Source organism: Sphingomonas rubra, from assembly GCF_900115745.1.
GTDB classification, from domain to species: Bacteria; Pseudomonadota; Alphaproteobacteria; order Sphingomonadales; family Sphingomonadaceae; genus Sphingomonas; species Sphingomonas rubra.
Map to the genome: position 1 here is coordinate 116,461 of NZ_FOXP01000010.1, position 19,545 is coordinate 136,005.

Below are 19,545 nucleotides of genomic sequence, written 5' to 3' on the forward strand. Positions count from 1 at the left end.
TGAGGATGCGACTGCCCGACCTGGAAGCCTGGGCGATCTTCGCCGCGGTGGCCGAGGCGCGCTCGTTCACGGGCGCGGCGGACGTGCTCGGCTTGTCCAAGGCGAGCGTGTCCAAGGCGGTGAGCCGGTTGGAGGCACATCTCGGCCAGTCGCTGTTCCACCGCACCTCGCGGCGCCTGGCGCTGACCGAGGCCGGACGGCCGCTCGCCGACCATGCCGCCCGCATCGTCGCGGAGGCGCACGCCGCCGAGGAAGCGGCGCGCGACGCCGCCACCGCGCCCACCGGCCGGGTCCGCCTGGCCGCGCCGATGAGCTTCGGGGTGACGCACGTGGCGCCGCTGGTGGCCGAGTTTCTCGGCCAGCACCCGGGCATCGATATCGAGCTGCACCTGTCGGACGCGCGCGTCGACATCGTCGCGGAAGGGTATGACGTGGCGCTGCGGATCGGCGACCTGGCCGACAGTTCGCTGCGCGCGCGCACGCTGTGTCCGGTCTCCACCTTCATCGTCGCCGCGCCCGCCTATCTCGCCGCGCACGGCACGCCGGACGGCCCCGCCGCGCTCGGCCAGCACCGGGTGATGACCTATTCCAACGTGTCCGGCCCGTGGCGGCTGCGGCGCCACGGGGAAGCGGAGGTGTCGTTCCGGCCGAGCGGGCCGCTCGCCGCCAATTCGGGCGACGCACTGGTGCCGGCGCTGCTCGCCGGCCTCGGCATCGCGCGGCTGCCCGATTTCATCATCGGCCCGCATCTGGCCAGCGGCGCACTGGTCGCCATCCTGCCGGACTGGACGCCGGCGCCTACCGCGCTGCACCTGCTCACCCCACCCAGCCCGCTGCGCCCGACCCGCGTCGAGGCGCTGATCGCCTTCCTGGTCGAGCGGCTGCGCGAGCCCATGCCCGAACAGGAAGGCGCCGCGTGAGGCGTCTCGCCCCAGACGAGCTCGATGCCCGTTTCCTGCGCCGCGCCGTGCTGCTGGTGCTGCTGGCCGCGGTGGTGCTGGCGATCTGGCGGGCGAGCGACCTGCTGATCCTGGTGTTCGGCGCGATCCTGGGCGCGACGGTGATCCACGCGCTGGCCGACCTCTACGCCCGGCGCTTCGGCGCGCGGCCCCGGCTGGCGCTCGGGCTCGGCATGGCGACGGTGCTCGCCGCAATCGGATTCCTGGTATGGCTGTTCGGCGTCGCGTTCCGCCAGCAGGTCAATGCGCTGGTCACCGCGCTGCCCGGCCTGATCGACCAGCTCGCCGCCTGGGCGGGCCAGTCGCCGGTCGGCGCCAAGGTGGTGGACGCCGTTCGCGCCGCCTATGCCGGCAGCCGCGTCGCGCAGGACATCGGCGGCCTGGCGGAGGGCGCGGGCGAGATGCTGCTCAACGCCATCCTGCTGCTGGTCGGCGCGCTGTTCCTGGCCGGTGACCCGGACGTGTACCGGCGCGGCCTGCTGCTGCTGGTGCCGCCGACCTATCGCCCCGCCGTCGCCGACGCGTTGGAGGACGTCGGCACGGTGCTGCGCCTGTGGCTGCGTTCGTCGTTGATCCTGATGACGTCGATGGGCGTGCTGGTCGGCGTCGGCCTGTGGCTGTCGGGCGTGCCGTCGGCGGCGGCGCTGGGGCTTCTCGCCGGCCTGTCGGAGTTCATCCCCTATGTGGGGCCCACCGCCGCGATGATCCCGGCGCTCGGCCTGGCCGCGATCCAGGGCACGGGGCCGGTGGTCGGCACGCTCGCCACCTACGCGGTGATGCGGCTGATCCAGACCAATTTCATCACCCCCTATGTCCAGCAGCGCGTGATCTCCATCCCGCCGGCGATCACCGTGTTCGCGATCATCGGCATCGGCGTGGTATTCGGCATCTTCGGCCTGTTCTTCTCGGCGGCACTGCTGGTGGTGTTCTTCACGCTGGTCCGCAGCCTCTACCTGCGCGAGACGCTGGGCGAGGACATCCCCCGCCCCGAGCATCCCCACCTGGGCGAGGACGCATCCTGATCGCGGCGTTAAATCCGAATTAACCTTTTGCGTTCAGAGATGTGATGGTTAATGAATCAGGGTCGGCCGCGCAGCGACATGCCGTGGCCCCGCCGCTGGGGGACTGACTGATGCGCGTGCTGCTGATCGAAGACGAGCCGACCACTGCCAAGGCGATCGAGCTGATGCTCGCCGCCGAGGGGTTCAACGTCTACACCACCGATCTGGGCGAAGAGGGCTTGGATCTCGGCAAGCTGTACGATTACGACATCATCCTGCTTGACCTGAACCTGCCCGACATGCACGGGTACGACGTGCTGAAGAAGCTGCGCGTCGCGCGCGTGTCGACGCCGGTGCTGATCCTGTCTGGCATCAACGAGATGGACTCCAAGGTCCGCTCGTTCGGCTTCGGCGCCGACGATTACGTCACCAAGCCGTTCCATCGCGAGGAGCTGGTGGCGCGCATCCAGGCCGTCGTCCGCCGTTCCAAGGGCCATTCGCAGTCGGTGATCCGCACCGGCAAGCTCGCGGTCAACCTGGACGCCAAGACGGTGGAAGTCGACAGCGCCCGCGTGCACCTGACCGGCAAGGAATACGCGATGCTGGAGCTGCTGTCGCTCCGCAAGGGTACGACCCTGACCAAGGAGATGTTCCTCAACCATCTCTACGGCGGCATGGACGAGCCCGAGCTGAAGATCATCGACGTGTTCATCTGCAAGCTGCGCAAGAAGCTCAGCCTGGCTTGCGACGGCGAGAACTACATCGAGACGGTGTGGGGCCGCGGCTACGTGCTGCGCGAGCCTGACGAGGTTGCCGTCGACGCGGTGGCGTGAGAATCAGGTAACCCGTCATTATCGCGGCAGCGAAGGCCGGGTTTCCCCGTCATAACCTCTCATCTGTCCAAGTACGTCATGCCGGGCTCGTCCCGGCATCCAGGGTTACCAACGCCACGCTGCTTGGCCCTGGATGCCGGGACGAGCCCGGCATGACGCTTATGGGCGATCCTCGTCACGCCCCCGCCGTGCCCGTGTCGGCACCACCAGATGCTCGATGAAGTTGGCGAGCTCCACCCGCCGCCGATCCTCCAGCGCCGCCTCCGCGGTTACCCCCAGCCGCCACAGCACCGACCGATCGTGCGGATCGCGGTGCAACCGGTCGAACAGCGCCGCCTGCTCCTCCACCTCGTCGAGCGACCCCGCCGTACCGTCCTCCACCAGGCTGTCGGCCTGCCGCCGCAGTGCCGCGGCGACCTCGCCGGGTGCGAGTTCGGGATGGTATTGCACACCCCAGAACACGCCGTCGCCGACGCGGATCTCCGCCGCCTGCACGCGCGCGGCGTGATTGCCGGCGAGCAGCGTCGCGCCGCCCGGCAGTTCCGCCACCTCGTCACTGTGAATGGCGAGCGCATCCCAGGCCGGGGGCCGACCGGCGAGCAGCGGGTGGCTGCGCCCCGCCTCCGTCGCGGTGATGCCGCGCGCGATGCCGGTCTCGTCGCGGTGCGGCATCGCGCGCACCGTGCCCCCCGCGGCCGCGCACGCGACCTGCAGCCCCGCGCACGATCCGAAGCTCGGCGTGCCGCTCGCGAACACGCGGCGCATGAACTCGGTCTGCCGCACCGTCTCCGGCGTCTCGCAATAGACATGGAGCGGCGAGCCCGACAGGAACACCGCATCGAAGCCGGCGAGCTCGTCCACCGTCATCATCTGGTGATGCCCGTCGGAGGGGGTCGCCAGCTTCACGGTGCAGTCGGGCGACAACTGCTCGAGCGTCGCGGCGTAGGTTTCCCCCGAACTCTTGCCCGCACTGGCGCGGCGCGCGTCGCGTTCCTCGTCCGTCTCGCTCTCGACGATCAGGAACCTCATATGGCTAGCGCCGCGCGGGTGGCGTCGTCCGCCTTGCCGGACAGGCCCGGCACTTCGTCGAGCTGGCGCAGGTCGGTGAAGCGCCCGCGCTCTTCGCGATAACGGACGATCTCGGGCCCGTGGCCGCGCAGGCCGGGCACGGCGTCGAGCGCCCCTGCGGAGGCGGTGTTGAGGTCGATCGGCAAGAATAGTCTCCGGCAGAAGGGTCGCCGGTCAACGCCCTGTCCGTTCCGCGGGTCCGCTACTTGCGGGTCCAGACCTTCTCGCCGTTCACCCAGGTTTCCTCCACCCGCGTCTGGCGCAGCAGATCGGGCGTGGCGGTGGTCGGATCGCGGTCGACGACGATGAAGTCGGCGCGCTGCCCGGGGGCGAGCCGGCCGAACTTGTCCTCCGCGAAGCCGGCATAGGCGCCGCCGCTGGTGAACGCCGCCCAGGCCTGTTCCTTGCTGAGGACCTCCTGCGGCTGCCAGCCGCCCGCGGGCTGTCCGTCGGCGCCGATCCGGGTATAGGCGGCGGCCCAGCCGACGAACGGATCGGGGCTCTCGACCGGGTAGTCGGACCCGAAGGCTAGCCTGGCGCCGGTGCGCAGCATCGACGCCCAGGCATAGGCGCCCGCCAGCCGCGCCGGGCCCAGCCGCGCCTCCGCCATCACCCGGTCGCTGGTCTCGTGCACCGGCTGCATCGAGGCGATGATGCCGTGCTTGCCGAACCGCGGCAGGTCGGCCGGATCGACCACCTGCGCGTGCTCGATCCGCCAGCGCCGGTCACCGCCATAGGTGTCGGCGATCTCCTCGATCGCGCCCAGCACCTGCGCGTTGGCGGCGTCGCCGATCGCGTGCACCGCCACCTGGTAGCCGTCCATCGACGCGCGGACCATCAGGTTGCGCAGCGTCGAATCGGTCATGAAGGCCAGACCGCGCTCGCCGGCCGCGTCGGCGTAGGGCGCCTTCAGCCACGCACCGCGCGAGCCCAGCGCGCCGTCGCCGTAGAGCTTGACGCCGACCAGCTTCAGCCGGTCGTTGTACAGCCACGGCGTCGGCCCCGCGCCGCCGATCCGGATCGTGTCCTCGATCCCGCTGCCGTAGCTCATCAGCCGGACGCGCAGTGCACCGCGATCGCCGACCCGGCGATAGGTCAGCCAGTCGTCGATGCTGGTGCCCATGTCGGCCGTGGCGGTGATGCCGTGCGAGAGCAGTTGTTCCTGCGCCTTGATGAAGGCGGTGTCGCGCTCCTTCGGCAGCGGCTGCGGCACCACGCGGCCGACCAGCGCCTGCGCGCCGTCGACGAACACGCCCGACGGCTGGCCCCCGGCCTTCTCGATCCGCCCGCCCGGCGGGGCGAGCGTCTTCGCCGTCACCCCCGCCTCGCGCATCGCGGCCGAATTGGCCCAGCTGGCATGACCGTCGGCACGGGCGAGATAGACCGGCCGGTCGGCCACCGCCGCGTCCAGATCGGCCGCGGTTGGGAACCGGCCCAGGCCCCAGCTCTCCTGGTTCCAGCCGCCGCCGACGATCCACTTGCGATCCGGATTGGCCGCCGCATAGGCCCTGATTTTGGCCTGCGCCTCGGCAAGCGAGCGGGTGCCCGACAGGTCGAGTTCCAGCTGGCGGAAACCGAGCTCGATCACGTGGCCGTGCGCGTCGACGAAGCCCGGCATCACCACCCGGCCGCCCAGGTCGGCGCGCCACGTGTAGCGCGGCTGCGGCGGCGGATCGTTCTTGCGACGCTTGACGCGGGGCGGCTCCGGCTCCTTCTCGTCAGGCTTGACCAAACGCACGACCTTGCCGTCCTTGTCGAGCACGATTGCGCGGAACCGCACCACGCGTCCGTCCGCGTCGAGCGTGACGCCGCGAACGTTGTCGACGATCGCGTCGGCGACCGCAGGGGCCGGCGACAGCGCGAGCAGGGTCGCCGCGGCGGCGGACAAGCAGTGAACCGTTCTTGCCATGCCGGCGCGCATAGGGGGTGTTCCCCCCTCACGCCAGACGGTCTATCGCGGCACGCTATGGCAACGCAGATCAAACCCGCCGCCTCCGCGCTCCCGGCCACACTTCCGGTCAGCATCGACGACGTGCGCGCCGCGCACGCGCGGATCAGCGACCAGATCGTTCGCACGCCGACGCTGGTCAGCCGGACGTTGAGCGACCTGACCGGCGCCACCGTGTTCCTGAAGTTCGAGAACCTGCAGTTCACCGCTGCCTACAAGGAGCGCGGCGCGCTCAACACGCTGCTCCAGCTGTCGGACGCGGCGCGCGCCAAGGGCGTGATCGCCGCGTCGGCCGGCAACCACGCGCAGGGGCTGGCGTTTCACGCGACGCGACTCGGCATCCCCTCCACTATCGTGATGCCGCGCAACACGCCGACGGTGAAGGTCGTGCAGACCGAAGGGCATGGTGCGAACGTGGTGCTGGAAGGCGACACGTTCGACGCCGCCTACGCCCATGCGCGCGTGCTGGAGGCCGAGCGCGGGCTGACCTTCGTGCACCCGTTCGACGATTCGCGCATCATCGCGGGTGCGGGCACCACCGCGCTGGAGATGCTGGAGGACGTGCCCGCGATCGACACCTTCGTGACGCCGATCGGCGGCGGCGGCCTGATCTCCGGCATGGCGACGGTGGCGCGCGCCTGGCCCACGCCGGTCGAGGTCGTCGGCGTCGAGGCGGAGCTGTTCCCGTCAATGTACAACCGCGTCAACGGCACCCACATGCCGTGCGCGGGCGACACGCTGGCCGAGGGCATCGCGGTCAAGGAGCCGGGCGGCATCACCTCGACCATGGTGCGCGCGCTGGTCGACGACATCCTGCTGGTGTCCGAACGCAGCCTGGAAGAGGCGGTGTCGCTGCTGCTCCAGATCGAGAAGACGGTGGTGGAGGGCGCGGGTGCCGCGGGCATGGCGGCGCTGCTCGCGCATCCCGGCCGGTTCGCGGGCCGGACCGTGGGCGTGGTGCTGTGCGGCGGCAACATCGACACGCGGCTGCTCGCCAACGTGCTGCTGCGCGACCTCGCCCGGTCGGGGCGGCTGGCGCGGCTGCGCATCCGCTTGCAGGACCAGCCGGGCGCGCTGTTCAACGTCGCGCGCATCTTCGACGCGCAGCGGATCAACATCATCGAGGTGTATCACCAGCGCGTCTTCACCACGCTCCCGGCCAAGGGCCTCATCACCGACATCGAGTGCGAGGCGCGTGACCGTGCGCATCTCGACCGGCTGGTCGCGGCGCTGCGCGAGGCGGGGTACGAGACGACCACGGTGGAACTGGCGTAGCTCGGGTCGGCGTTGCGGCCTGCGCTGTCGGTAAGCGTAATCTTGCCCGGTTGTAGCGGCGTTCAACTTCGCTAGGCCGGATCACCCTTCTACGCCGAACGTCGGTATCGCTCAGCCTCACCCACGAAAAAGGGGTCGGCACCGCGTGGCGCCGACCCCTCGTCGATCCGACCGGATCAACCGATCAGAAGATCAGTTGCTGTCCGAATCGTCGTTCTGCACCGCCGCGATGATCGCGATGGCAGCGACGCCGGCGGCGATCGCCAGACCCAGGATGGCGCCGCCACCGCCGCCCAGCTTCTCGCCCTTGGCGGTCGGGGCCGAGGCGCGCGCCTTGGCGACCGACAGCGACGAGGCAGCGTTGGTGGGGGCGGCCATCGCGGGGGCCGCGACGAGCGAGGTGGCCGCGAGCGCGGCGGCAATGGTGGACATACGCTTCATGAATTTTCTCCCTTTCTTACGCAATACTGCAACGCGGCAATATCACGATTGTATCCGCAGACCAACGTCTGCCTGATTCGAGTTTCGTGGTAAAGACGCTTTGCAGCCGCAACGCAACACATCATAGAGACACACCACTTCTTCAGAGGACCTGCCCGCGGTGACCGCGCCTTTCCGATTTCCGCGCTTCTTCGTCACCAGTCCCTCGCCCTGTCCCTATCTGCCCGGGCGGCAGGAGCGGAAGGTATTCACCGAGCTGACCGGCCCGCACGCGGCCGAACTGAACGACGCGCTGGGGCGGATCGGCTTTCGCCGCAGCCAGGGCGTCGCCTATCGCCCGTCATGCGCGGGCTGCACCGCCTGCGTGTCCGTGCGGGTGGTGACGCACGAGTTCGTCGCCAACGCCACCCAGCGCAAGCTGATGCGCCGCCAGGGCGACCTGGAGGTCACCGCGTGCCGCGCCTGGGCGACCGACGAGCAGTTTCAGCTGCTGCGCCGCTATCTCGCCGCCCGCCATCCGGGCGGCGGCATGGCCGGAATGGACGAGGACGATTACGCCGACATGATCGAGCATTCGCCGGTCAACTCGCTGATCGTCGAATATCGCGAACCGTCCACGAACGGCCGCCGCGGCCGGCTGGTCGGTGCCTGCCTGACCGACCGGCAGGCGGACGGGCTGTCGATGATCTACAGCTTCTTCGAGCCGGAGGAGGATGGCGGTCGGGCGGGCCTGGGCAATTTCATCATCCTCGATCACATCACGCGGGCGCGCGATGCCAAGCTGGCCTTCGTCTATTTGGGATATTGGGTGAAGGGATCGGCGCGCATGGCGTACAAGACGCGCTATCGCCCGATCGAGGTGCTGGGCCCGGCGGGCTGGCGCCGCCTGGCCGCCGAGGAGATCGCTCCCACGCCCCCGACCCGGATCGACGCCGCCTGAACCTCAGGCCGCCGAAGCGTCTATCGTCAGCACCTCCACCGCGGGGCCGAGCCGCGATCCCGCGATCGGCGCGGCACCCGCCGCGTCGAGCGCCACCGCGACGCGGACGTGTCGATCCTGCGGCGACAGGCGGGTGACAGGATCGAAGCCGATCCAGCCGATGCCGTCGACATGCGCCTCCGCCCAGCCGTGCGGTTGCGGGGCACGCTCGCCCCCGATCAGGCCGTAGCCGGAGACGTAGCGCGCCGGCGTGCCGAGCGAGCGGGCCGCCGCGACGAAAAGCTGCGCGATCTCGCCCGCCGTCGCCCGCTCCTGCTGCCACGCCTCGCCGGCAGCCAGCTCCACGCCGGCGCGGTGCGGGTCGATCGCGATGCGCTCACCCAGTGCGGCGTTGAGACGGTGCAGGTCGGCCAACCGGTCCGCGCCGCGCGCGACCTCGCCTGCCCAGAGCGCGATCGCCGGATCGCGCGCGGTCGCGGTTGTGTCGCGCAGGAACAGCGTGGGCGGGAATCGCTCGCGTACGCCGTGCAGGACGCCACCGGACTCGCTCGTCACCACCTCGCCCGAGACGGCGATCTCGATGCCGTCGAGCGGCCCGTCGACGTACAACATGGTCACCGCGTTGCCCCAACCGTCGCAATCCTCGCGCATGCGGACGTCGCGATCGACGTCGATCCGCCAGGCGACGACCGTCTGGTCGTGGTTGTTCTGCGGCGTCACGCGCAGCATCTGGATGAGGCGCGGCTGCGGTTCGGGGAAGCGAAACGTCGTGCGGTGCTCGATCAACAGTCGCATCGTCGATCCCTCTCCCCCGGTCGAACCCTATCCGAACTTGAACTGTCGCCCGATCGCGCCGTGGAGCAGCGCATTCTCGTCGATGAACGAGCGCAGGAACTCGTGCAGGCCGGACGCGATCACCTCGCCCGACCGGGTCTTGGCCATGCGGTTGGCGCGATTGCGTGCCATGCGGTCGGCCTCGCCGTGCTGGCCCGTCCGCCGCGCGAGCAGCGCCAGCACGTCCACCGTCTCCTGCGCCGACGCGACCAGGCTGCGCGGCAGTTCACTCCGCGCGATCAGGAGGTCGATGACGTTGGCCGGCGTCAGCCCGTCCGAGTAGAGCCAGCGATAGGCGGTGACCGCAGACACCGTCTGCAGGATCGTCGTCCACTGGTCGCGATCGACGACGCCGCCGACCCGCTCGTGCTCGGGCAGCAGCAGATGGTATTTAACGTCGAGCAGCCGCGCCGTGTTGTCCGACCGCTCCACCGCCTGGCCGAGCCGCACGAACCACGTCGTCTGGTTGCGCAGCATCCGGTGCACCGCGCCTTCGAAACCGCGCGCCTCGTTCTGTACCGCCTCGACGATGCCCAGCACCGCGCCCGCGTCGCTCGCGGCGGGGCGTCCCTCGAACAACAGCCAGGCGCGATTGATCGCGGTCCACGCCTCGCGCGTCAGCGCGGTGCGGACAGCGCGCGCGTTGCTGCGCGCCATGCCGATGCAGCGGACGATCGATCCGGGGTGGCCGGCATCGACGGTGAGGAAGCGGGCGACCTCGCGCCGGTGGAACTTGGTTCCCTCGGCGGCGAAGGCGGCGTCGGTCTCGGTGACGGTCAGCGCGCTGGTCCAGGCCGCCTCGCCGGCCGGGCGCGGCGATAGCACGTCGAGGCGCACGGTGGCCTCGACCAGCCTAGCGATGAAGTCGGCCCGCTCGAAATAGCGACCCAGCCAGTAGAGCGACGAGGCGGTGCGGCTGAGCATCAGGACCGCGTCTCCTGCGTCATCGCGCCCAGCGTCTGCGTCATCACGTCCGTCCGCATCTGCTGCGCGGCGCCGGGCTGATCGTCCATCAGCACGAAACTGTCCTTGGTGCCGCCGCCCTGGCTGGAGTTCACGACCAGCGATCCTTCCTTCAGCGCGACGCGGGTCAGGCCGCCGGGCACCACCTGCACCCCGCGCCGGCCCGACAGGACGAACGGCCGGAAATCGACGTGGCGCGGCGCCAGCCCCTGGTCCGCCATGGTCGGCACCGTTGACAAAGCGAGCGTGGGCTGGGCGATGTAGCGGTGAGGCTCGGCGATCAGCGCGGCGCGGAACGCCTCGATCTCCGCCTTGCTGGCGGTGGGACCGACCAGCATGCCGTAGCCGCCGGACCCGTCGACCAGCTTCACCACCAGTTCGTCCAGATGGTCGAGCGTGTAGGCGAGCGCCTGCGGCTCGCGGCAGCGCCACGTCTCGACGTTGGGCAGCTTGGCATCGCCGCCGGAGTAGAAGCGGACGATCTCGGGCATGTAGCTGTAGATCGCCTTGTCGTCGGCGATGCCGTTGCCCGGCGCGTTGAGGATGGCGACGTTGCCCGCGGCATAGGCGGCGATCAGGCCAGGCACCCCCAGCGCCGAGTCGGGCCGGAACACGAGCGGGTCGAGGAAATCGTCGTCGATGCGGCGGTAGATCACGTCCACCTTCACGCGGCCGGCGATCGTCCGCATCCAGACGATGTCGTCGTCGACGACCAGGTCGGCTCCCTCGACCAATTCAATCCCCATCGAATCGGCTAGGAAGCTGTGCTCGTAATAAGCGGAATTGTAATGGCCGGGCGTCAGCAGCACGCACACCGGCTGCGACACGCCGTGCGGCGCGACCGACTTCATCGTCTCCAGCAGGCGATCGGGATAGCTGTCGACGGCGGCGACGCGGAAGCGGCGGAACAGCTCCGGGCACAGCCGCAGCATCGCCTCGCGATTCTCCAGCATGTAGCTGACGCCCGAGGGCGTGCGGGCATTGTCCTCCAGTACGAAGAAATCGTCGGGGCCGGTGCGGACCAGGTCGATGCCGCAGATATGCGCCCAGATGTCGTGCGGCGGCCGCATCCCCGCGATCTCCGGCCGGAACTGCGGATTGCCGAGGACGAGGTCGGCGGGCAGCACGCCCTCGGCCAGGATGCGGCGCTCGCCGTAGATGTCGTGCAGAAAGGCGTTGATCGCCTCCACCCGCTGCACCAGCCCTTCGGACAGGCGCGCCCACTCGCCGGGCAGGAACACGCGCGGCACGATGTCGAAGGGGATGATCCGCTCCGCCGCGTCGCTCTCGCCATAGACGGCGAAGGTGATGCCGAGCTGGCGGAACGTCGCCTCCGCGGCCTGCTGGCGCCGGCGCAGCTCGTCGGCGGGCGTGGTTTCGATCCAGCGGGAGAGTGCGGCGAGTTCCGCGCGGGGAGGCCCGCCCTCGCCTGCCCCCATGATCTCGTCGAACGCTTGCCGCATGGGCATGAGGCTAACCGATCCGCTGCACCGCACAAGCGGCAAATCAGCGCGCCAGCGCCTCCAGCATCCCCGGCGTCAGCACTTGCGGCAACACGCGCGGCGTCGAGGCGCCCGGCGCGTAGTAGAGGTAGAGCGGCACCCCGGCCCGGTTGTGCGCCTCGATGAAACGGCCGAGCACCGGATCGCCGTCGGTCCAGTCGCCGACCAGCACCGCCACCTTGTTCCTCGCCCAGGCCTCGCGCACGCTCGCGCGCTCGATCGCCGCCTTCTCGTTGACCTTGCACGACAGGCACCAGTCGGCGGTGAAATAAGCGAACACCGGCCGTCCCTCCACGCGCAGGGCGGCGAGGCGCGCCTCGCTGAACGGCTCGCCGTTCGCCGCCGGCAGCGTTGCAGGGGCTTGCCGGCCCACCAGCCCCGCGCCGCTTAGGCTCGCCAGCAGCAGCAGCGCGGTCCATCCCAGGCCCAGGCCCGAGCGCTGGCGCCGTCCACCGATCCACAGCGCGAACCCGGCGACCAGCGCGGCGGCCAGGCCGACCGTCATCCCCTCCACCCCCGCCTGTCGCCCGAGCAGCCAGGCGAGGCCGAGCGCCGTCAGCCACATCGGCACCGCCAGCACGCGGCGCACGCGGTCCATCCACGCGCCCGGCCGGGGCAGGCGCCGCCGCAGTGCGGGCACGAAGCCGAGCAGCAGGAACGGCAGCGCCAGGCCGAGGCCGAGCCCCGCGAACACCGCCAGCGCCGCGGGCCAGGGCAGGACCAGCGCCGCACCCAGCGCCGCGCCCATGAACGGGCCGGAGCACGGCGTCGCGACGAAGGCGGCCAGCGCGCCCGTCGCGAAGGCGCCGCCCGCGCCGCCGCTGCCGGCGAAGCGCGGCATCGGCACCTCGAACAGGCCCGACAGGTTCAGCGAGATCGCGACCGACAGCACCAGCAGCACTAGGATCATGCGCGGGTCCTGCAACTGGAATGCCCAGCCGACCGCCGATCCGCCCGCGCGCAACGTCAGGATAGCACCGCCGAGCGCGAGGCACACCGCCACCACGCCGCCGGTATAGGCCAGTGCCTCGACCCGCGCCTCGCGCTCGCCCCCCGGACCGTCGGCGCCCGACCGCGCCAGGCTGAGCGCCTTGAGGCTGAGGATCGGGAAAACGCAGGGCATGACGTTGAGGATCAGGCCGCCGAGCACCGCGCCGGCGAAGGCGACCAGCGCCGCGATCGCCCAGCCCTCCCCGCCCCGCGTGCCCGCGACCGCGCCGGGCGCCGCGCGGATCGCCAGTCCCTGGTCCGGGCCGATCCGCAGCACCGCGGCGAACGGCCCGGCGGGGGCGCCACGGGTCTGCACCACCAGCCGGTCGCCGTCGCGGGTCACCGCCTGCGGCGCCGCCGGCTCGATCGAGCCGGTCGCGGCGGGGAACAGGTAGGGCTCGGCCAGCGCGGCGTCGGCGGGATAGGGGATGCTCACCCGCAGCACGCCGCCGTCGCCGCGCGCGAAGGTGGCGGGCGAGCCGAGCGGCCGGGGGATCGCGCGCCGCCAGCGATCGAACGCGGCCTTGGTCTCCGGCCGCACGCTGCCGTCGCCGACGACGAGCTCGGTCGTCAGCACCTGCTCCTCCGGCACGCAGATCTCGCGCGTGCAGACCAGATAGGCGAGCTTGACCCGCACCGGCAGCCGCGTGCCCGCCGCCAGCCCTGCCGGCACCCGCAAGTCGACGATCGGCGCGTAGGGCCGCTCGTACACGTAGTTCATCAGCCCGGCGACGATCAGCGTCTCCGGCACCGGCCAGTCGGGCGTACCCGCCGTCATGCCCGACGGCAGCGTCCAGCCTAACTGCGCCGGGAAACCGGCATCGCCCGGATTGGACCAATAGCCGTGCCACCCCGCCGCCGGCCGCGTGTCGATCGCCACCGACACGGTCGATCCGGCACGGGGGGCGCTGCTCTCCGCCACCAGCCGCATGGCGAGATGCGGCGCGGCCTGGGCGGTCGCGGGGGCGAGCGTGGTGAACAAGAATAACAGGAGGAGCCGCACCAACGCCGTGAGCTGTGCCATTCCCCTTGTTCGTACCCCGGCGAAGGCCGGGGCCCAGGTGGGATGCATGTCGTGATCGCTCGCCACCGTTGCCCAACTGGGCCCCGGCCTTCGCCGGGGTACGAAAAGGAATGTAGCACCCATCACGCCCCACTCGTCCCCAAAAGCGCCGCGAAAGGCCTCCGCGCCGACCCTCGCGGATGGGTGAACCCCGGAACGGATCAGGGATAACGGCCGAGAGGTGAAGGGCCGTCCCGCCTGCGTTGAGTCTGTCACAATGGCGGCGCATAGCAGCCGCACTCGCCCCATGCATCAAGGATGCCCGTGAAAGCTCTGTTCCTCGCCGCGGCCGCACTGATCGCCTCGCCCACGCTCGCGCAGACGGCCGCCCCGGCGACCACCCGCGCGCCGACCAGCCGCCCGACGCTGATCGTCGCCATCTCGGTCGACCAGTTCTCCGCCGACCTGTTCGCGCAGTATCGCGCGCATTTCACCGGCGGCCTGGCCCGGCTGCAGACCGGGGCGGTGTTCCCCAGCGGCTACCAGAGCCACGCGGCGACCGAGACCTGCCCCGGCCACTCGACCATCCTGACCGGCTATCGCCCCGCGCGCACCGGCATCGTCGCCAACAACTGGATCGACCAGCGCGCCGGCCGGCCCGACAAGATCGTCTACTGCGCGGAGGACGAGAGCGTCCCCGGATCGCTGCACGACAGCTACACCGTGTCGGACAAGCATCTCAAGGTGCCGACGCTGGGCGAGCGGATGAAGGCCGCCGACCCGCGCACCCGCGTCGTCTCCGTCGCCGGCAAGGATCGCGCCGCGGTGATGATGGGCGGCCACAAGGTCGACGAGCTGTGGTGGTGGGACGGCAAGACCTACGTCTCCTATGCCGGCCGCGCCGTGCCGCCGGTGGTGCAGCGCACGCGCGACGCGGTGGCGGCGCTGGTCGCCCGCCCGCAGCAGGCGCTGCCGCTGCCCGGCTGGTGCAGACCCGCCGACCGCCCGACCCGGATCGCCGACGGCCTGGTGGTCGGCCAGGGCCGCTTCGCGCGGGCGGCCGGCGACCTGAAGGCGTTCCGCGCCTCGCCGGCCGCCGACGCGGCGGTGCTGGCGATGGCGGCGGGGCTGATCGGGGACATGAAGCTGGGGCAAGGCCCGCAGACCGACCTGATCGCAGTGGGGCTATCCGCGACCGATTACGTCGGCCATTCGCTCGGCACGCAAGGGGCCGAGATGTGCAGCCAGATGAGCGAGCTGGACCAGGCGCTCGCCGGCTTCTTCGACGTGCTCGACCGATCGGGGATCGACTATGAGGTGATGCTGACCGCCGACCACGGCGCCCATGACGCGACCGAGCGGCAGCAGCAGCGCGCGATGCCGATGGAGGCGCACGTCGCGCCCGAGCTGCAGACCAAGGCAATCGGCGCCGCCATCGGCCGCGACCTGGGGGTGAAGGGTCCGGTGCTGTTGGGCGCGGAGAGCGACATCTACGTCGACCGCGACCTGCCCGCGCCCGTCCGCGCCCGCGTGCTGGCGGAGGCGCAGCGCCGTTACCGCGCGATGCCGCAGGTCGCCGCGGCCCTCACCGCCGCCGAGATCCGCGCCACGCCGATGCCGACCACCCCGCCGGAGACGTGGACGCTGCTGGAGCGCGCGCGCGCCAGCCACGATCCCGACCGGTCGGGCGACCTGCTGGTGCTGCTGAAACCGCGCGTCAGCACGATCGAGGCGCCCGGCCCTGGCTATGTCGAGACGCACGGCTCGCCCTGGGACTATGATCGCCGCGTGCCGATCCTGTTCTGGCGCAAGGGAATGCCGGGGTTCGAGCAGCCGCTGTCAGTGGAAACGGTGGACATCATGCCGACCCTCGCCGCGACGATCGGACTGCCGGTCTCCGGCCAGGACGGCCGCTGCCTCGATCTCGACCCGAGTCCGGGCGATACATGCCGGCGGTGACGGGCTTCTTACGAATCGCTTGCCCGGCAGATGCCCGGGTCCAGGTAGGAAGGGCGTTGTAAGTAACTCGGAAGGTTATCCAACGAGGGCCCCGGCCTCCGCCGGGTTGAATAAAGGCGAGGAGCTTAGGCGAAAGCGCTACCGTGCCGACCGCGCATAGCGCCCCCCGCCATCGCTCGACAGACGGACATTCCGCCGTCGGCAGTAGACGCATCCGCAGCGATCGTATCCCGCTCGCCCACGCCACGTCCGACTTGTTCGGTCGCGGCAATTGAGGCGCAAAGAAACGTGTTCGTGCCCGTCGAGACCAAATCGGCAGACGCATCCACTCACATGGTGCTACCGGGCGAGTCGCTGTGGCCGATCACGCGCAGCCGGCTGGGTGACAAAACCCGCGCGGACGACATCTTCGCGATCAGACGAAAGGGCCTGGGTCAGCACGACTGATACGGCGATCGCTGCGCAGCAGCTCCTACCGGAAACGTACCGCACGACGGCCTTCAATAGGTAAGGCGCAGCGACGCGCGGATCGTGCGCGGCTGACCGGGATAGATCCACACCGGACTGTATGAGCTCTGCGCGTAGCGCGCATCGAGCAGGTTATCCGCCTCCAGCCGCGCGCTCACGCGCGGCGAGAAGGCGTATTCGGCCGCCGCCTTCACCTTGACATAGTCGGGCAGCACCAGCCCGCTGGCGTCCACCGCCCCCGCCCGGTCGCCGACATAGGCCACGCCGCCGCTGATCGACGGACCCCGGCCTGCGTCGTCGAGGAAGCGGCCGAGGACGAACAGCGTGCCGCTGTGCGCGGGCACGTCGAGCACGCGGGAGGTGACGAAGGTGCGGTCGTCGGTGCGCGCGTGCGTCCAGCTGTAATTGCCGACCAATTGCCAGTGCGAGGCGAGCCGCACCGACGCGTCCGCCTCGATCCCGCGGCTGCGCAACCGGCCGACGGGGGCCAGGAAGTTCGGATCGACCGGATCGTTGGTCAGGATGCCGCGCTTGCGGATGTCGAACCAGGTGACCGCCACATCGATCCCCGGCCAGCGGCCCGCGACCCCGACCTCATAGCCCTTGCCCGTCTCCGGCGCGAAGCCCTCCCCCGCCCGGTCAGTGCCCGAGTTGAGCACGAGGTTCTCGCCCCAATTCGCGTGCAGCGCGATCGCGTCGGTCGCCTGGTATCGGCCACCGACGCGGAAGGTCACCGGCTCGTCGATCGTGCGGCTGGTCAGCCCCGTGCGGTTGTTGCGGATGCGCTGGCGATAGGCATCGAGCCGCGCGCCGCCCGACAGCGTCAGCCGCTCGGTCACGTCCCACATATCCTGGACGTAGATCGTCCCAGACCAGCGCCGCTCGTCATTGTTGGTGAAGGGCAGCAGCACGGGCGGCGTCTGGCCGTAGACGGGAGCGAACACGTCGATCGCGTAGGGCGCGGCGGCGGTCGGATTGCGCCGCAGCCACCGCTCCCCGTAATCGAGACGATAGCCCTTCACGCCGATGCTGGGCCGGTGCGCGCCGATCCGGCCGGACAGTTCAAGCCGCGCCGACAGGTCGTCGACCGCGAAGTCGCGCGAGCGGCGCTGACGCCACAGCGTGCGCCCGCCGACCAGCCGCGCGGCATCGGACGAGAAGCCCTTCAGCGTCCCCGTCCGCCACGCGATCCCGCCGTTCAGCGTCCAGCCGCCACCCAGTTCGGCGAGGCCGGTCAGCTGATGCCGCTCGTTGCGGAAGCGGGTGACGCCGTCGTTCGGCTCGCCGTAGAAGGCGCGGCGCGGGGCACCGTTGGCGTCGCCGTCGATCGCCGGCACGCCGCGGTCGAACGGCGCGTCGAAGCGGCTGAACTCGGCCAGATAGGTCAGTTGCACGCCCTCGCGCGGTCGCCAGCGAAGGGAGGGCGAGACGGTGCGCCGCTTCAGCCCCACGAAGTCGCGCCACCCGTCGGAGTCCTCCGCCGCGACGACGATCCTTCCCGCCAACGTGTCCGACAGCGGCCCGGTCGCGTCCAGCTCTACCCGGCGCGTGTCGAAACTGCCGTAGGTGAAGGTCGCGCTCGCCGCGGGGGCGAAGTCGGGCGTCTTCGACACGATGTTGACCCGGCCGGCGGGGTCGATGTCGCCGAACAGCGCCCCCGCGGGCCCTTTCAGCAGCTCGATCCGCTCCGCCGTTGCCGGATCGCGCGGCGGCGCCATGCCGCGGTTGGCGAGAAAGCCGTCGACGTAATATTCCGCGCCGCCGTCGGGCGTGCCGAGGAAGCCGCGAATCGCGAAATTGTCCATCACGCCGCCGCGATTGTTCTGGTTGCTGACGCCCGAGACCAGTTCCAGCGCGTCGGCCAGCCGATAGGTGCCCGCCGCCGTCAGCAGGTCGCGCTCGATCGAGCGGCTCGACTGCGACATCTGCTCCGTCACCGGATCGGACGAGATCGTCGCGTCGGCATCCGTGCGGCGGGTGCCGAGGACGACGATCTCGCCCGCCGCCTCGCTATCGGCGTCGACGACGGGCGCCGGGCCGTCAGGAACGGTCCTGGCGACGGCCGGGCAGACGAGAAGGATCGCGGACGACAAGGCCGCCGTCAGAACGCAGATACGCACGAGGTTGCAATTCCTGATACAATGTAACATCGCCTTGCGAAAGGAGATCACTGCTGTCAACCCTCTCGTCTGCCCCGCCCCTGCCCTCTACGCGTCCGCGCGCCGCGACACCCGCTTCGTCCCGCATCGTCTCGATCGACGGTCTGCGCGGGCTGGTCATGCTGCTGATGCTGGTCGATCACACGCGCGAATTGTTCTTCTACCACGCGCAGGTAGCCGACCCGATGGATCTGGACGTGACCGGTCCCGCGCTGTTCTTCACGCGCCTGACGTCGCACCTGTGCGCACCGGTGTTCGTGGCGCTCACCGGCCTGTCGGCCTGGCTGTACGGCACGGCCCATGGCGGCACGGCCGCGGCGTCCGCGTTCCTGTTCAAGCGCGGGCTGTTCCTGGTCGTACTGGAACTGACATTGGTCAGCTTCGCCTGGTCGTTCGATCCGACGCCGGACATCGTCTATCTCCAGGTGATCTGGGCCATCGGGGTGTCGATGATCGTCCTGGCCGCACTGGTGCATCTGCCCCGGTCGGTCCTGATCGCGGTCGGATCGGCGATCATGCTGGGCCACAACCTGCTCGACCCGGTGGCGTTCGCCCCCGGCGACGCCGGCTACGTGCCCTGGGCGATCTTGCATGATCGCACCATGATGGACCTGCCCTGGGGCGGGCGGTTGCGCACCTCCTATCCGCTGCTGCCATGGATCGGAGTCATCGCGCTCGGTTACGCGATCGGCCCCTGGTTCGCGCGCACCGTGGAGCCCGCGCGCCGCGAGCGCCTGCTGGTCGCGACCGGACTGGTCTCACTGCTGGGGTTCGTCGTGCTGCGCAGCATCAACGGCTACGGCGAGCCGCGGGCGTGGCAGATCGGCGACACGCCGCTGGCGACGGCGATGAGCGTGCTGAACCTGACCAAATATCCGCCGTCGGCCGATTTCCTGCTGGCGACGCTGGGTCTCGGCGCGCTGCTGCTGGCGGGCATGGAGCGCGGCCAACGGCGTCTCGTGACGACGCTCGCAGTGTTCGGCGGCGCCCCCCTCTTCTTCTACCTGCTCCACATCTACCTGCTGCACGGCATCAACCGCTTGGTCGGCGCGTTCAGCGGCACCAGCGGGTGGGTCAGCGTGCCCGGCGTATGGGCGATCTGGCTATTGGCCGCGGCGGTCGCGGTCCCCTGCTGGTTCGCCTGCCGCCGCTTCGCCGCGCTGAAGCGGACGAGCGACCAACGGTGGCTGCGCTACTTCTGA

17 protein-coding genes are annotated in these 19,545 nt (G+C 70.5%); 8 read left to right on the forward strand and 9 right to left on the reverse strand.

The window, feature by feature from the left end:
* Window positions 1-5 precede the first annotated feature (5 nt).
* The 3 genes from BM145_RS12995 (at window position 6) to ctrA (ending at window position 2,793) form a co-directional block, all read left to right on the forward strand.
* The gene (locus BM145_RS12995; protein ID WP_093334081.1) at window positions 6-920 is read left to right on the forward strand and encodes a LysR family transcriptional regulator; all 915 of its coding nucleotides are present in this window, start codon (window positions 6-8) and stop codon (window positions 918-920) included.
* Window positions 917-1,981, forward strand: a complete 1,065-nt coding sequence (locus BM145_RS13000; RefSeq protein ID WP_093334082.1) for an AI-2E family transporter — start codon at window positions 917-919, stop codon at window positions 1,979-1,981. Before BM145_RS12995 ends, BM145_RS13000 begins: the two co-directional genes overlap by 4 nt.
* 110 nt (window positions 1,982-2,091) lie before the next feature.
* Window positions 2,092-2,793, forward strand: coding sequence for a response regulator transcription factor CtrA (gene ctrA, locus BM145_RS13005; protein WP_093334083.1), 702 nt, complete (start codon window positions 2,092-2,094; stop codon window positions 2,791-2,793).
* 159 nt (window positions 2,794-2,952) lie between these two features.
* On the opposite strand, the gene BM145_RS13010 is transcribed toward ctrA, so the two are convergent.
* From BM145_RS13010 to BM145_RS13020, 3 genes are read right to left on the reverse strand one after another with little or no spacing between them, the layout of a single operon-like run.
* Complete coding sequence (locus BM145_RS13010) at window positions 2,953-3,822, reverse strand: type 1 glutamine amidotransferase (protein ID WP_093334084.1); 870 nt, start codon at window positions 3,820-3,822, stop codon at window positions 2,953-2,955.
* Window positions 3,819-4,007, reverse strand: coding sequence for a helix-hairpin-helix domain-containing protein (locus tag BM145_RS13015; protein WP_093334085.1), 189 nt, complete (start codon window positions 4,005-4,007; stop codon window positions 3,819-3,821). The genes BM145_RS13010 and BM145_RS13015 overlap by 4 nt, the downstream gene beginning before the upstream one ends.
* Window positions 4,008-4,063: 56 nt before the next feature.
* Window positions 4,064-5,770, reverse strand: coding sequence for an amidohydrolase (locus BM145_RS13020; RefSeq protein WP_245739331.1), 1,707 nt, complete (start codon window positions 5,768-5,770; stop codon window positions 4,064-4,066).
* A 57-nt stretch (window positions 5,771-5,827) separates the two neighbouring features.
* Between BM145_RS13020 and BM145_RS13025 the strand changes: the two genes are divergently transcribed.
* Complete coding sequence (locus BM145_RS13025) at window positions 5,828-7,084, forward strand: threonine ammonia-lyase (protein WP_093334087.1); 1,257 nt, start codon at window positions 5,828-5,830, stop codon at window positions 7,082-7,084.
* 192 nt (window positions 7,085-7,276) lie between these two features.
* On the opposite strand, the gene BM145_RS13030 is transcribed toward BM145_RS13025, so the two are convergent.
* Window positions 7,277-7,525, reverse strand: coding sequence for a hypothetical protein (locus BM145_RS13030; protein ID WP_342741815.1), 249 nt, complete (start codon window positions 7,523-7,525; stop codon window positions 7,277-7,279).
* A 160-nt stretch (window positions 7,526-7,685) separates the two neighbouring features.
* Here BM145_RS13030 and BM145_RS13035 point away from each other — a divergent pair, with 160 nt between their 5' ends.
* Complete coding sequence (locus BM145_RS13035; RefSeq protein ID WP_093334088.1) at window positions 7,686-8,465, forward strand: arginyltransferase; 780 nt, start codon at window positions 7,686-7,688, stop codon at window positions 8,463-8,465.
* Window positions 8,466-8,468: 3 nt separating this feature from the next.
* Here the strand turns inward: BM145_RS13035 and BM145_RS13040 are convergent, their stop codons facing one another.
* Genes BM145_RS13040 through BM145_RS13055 form a run of 4 tightly spaced genes read right to left on the reverse strand, consistent with a single transcriptional unit; the run spans window position 8,469 to window position 13,778 of the window.
* Window positions 8,469-9,260 carry a transglutaminase family protein gene (locus BM145_RS13040; protein ID WP_093334089.1) on the reverse strand — a complete coding sequence of 264 codons (792 nt, stop codon included), beginning with the start codon at window positions 9,258-9,260 and terminating at the stop codon, window positions 8,469-8,471.
* Between the two features lie 27 nt (window positions 9,261-9,287).
* A complete protein-coding gene (locus tag BM145_RS13045; RefSeq protein ID WP_093334090.1) occupies window positions 9,288-10,223 on the reverse strand; it encodes an alpha-E domain-containing protein in 936 nt (311 codons plus the stop codon).
* The gene (locus BM145_RS13050; protein WP_425441099.1) at window positions 10,223-11,731 is read right to left on the reverse strand and encodes a circularly permuted type 2 ATP-grasp protein; all 1,509 of its coding nucleotides are present in this window, start codon (window positions 11,729-11,731) and stop codon (window positions 10,223-10,225) included. Before BM145_RS13050 ends, BM145_RS13045 begins: the two co-directional genes overlap by 1 nt.
* Window positions 11,732-11,768: 37 nt before the next feature.
* Window positions 11,769-13,778, reverse strand: coding sequence for a protein-disulfide reductase DsbD family protein (locus BM145_RS13055; protein ID WP_093334092.1), 2,010 nt, complete (start codon window positions 13,776-13,778; stop codon window positions 11,769-11,771).
* 297 nt (window positions 13,779-14,075) lie between these two features.
* On the opposite strand from BM145_RS13055, the gene BM145_RS13060 reads away from it, so the two are divergent.
* On the forward strand, window positions 14,076-15,716 hold the full coding sequence (locus tag BM145_RS13060; protein WP_177200208.1) for an alkaline phosphatase family protein: 1,641 nt from the start codon (window positions 14,076-14,078) through the stop codon (window positions 15,714-15,716).
* A gap of 288 nt (window positions 15,717-16,004) precedes the next feature.
* Window positions 16,005-16,163 (forward strand): LysM peptidoglycan-binding domain-containing protein, encoded by a 159-nt coding sequence (locus BM145_RS16100; RefSeq protein WP_177200209.1) that lies wholly within the window; start codon window positions 16,005-16,007, stop codon window positions 16,161-16,163.
* Between the two features lie 53 nt (window positions 16,164-16,216).
* Here the strand turns inward: BM145_RS16100 and BM145_RS13065 are convergent, their stop codons facing one another.
* A complete protein-coding gene (locus BM145_RS13065) occupies window positions 16,217-18,304 on the reverse strand; it encodes a TonB-dependent siderophore receptor (RefSeq protein ID WP_245739332.1) in 2,088 nt (695 codons plus the stop codon).
* A 134-nt stretch (window positions 18,305-18,438) separates the two neighbouring features.
* Here BM145_RS13065 and BM145_RS13070 point away from each other — a divergent pair, with 134 nt between their 5' ends.
* A complete protein-coding gene (locus BM145_RS13070) occupies window positions 18,439-19,545 on the forward strand; it encodes an acetyltransferase domain-containing protein (RefSeq protein ID WP_342741816.1) in 1,107 nt (368 codons plus the stop codon).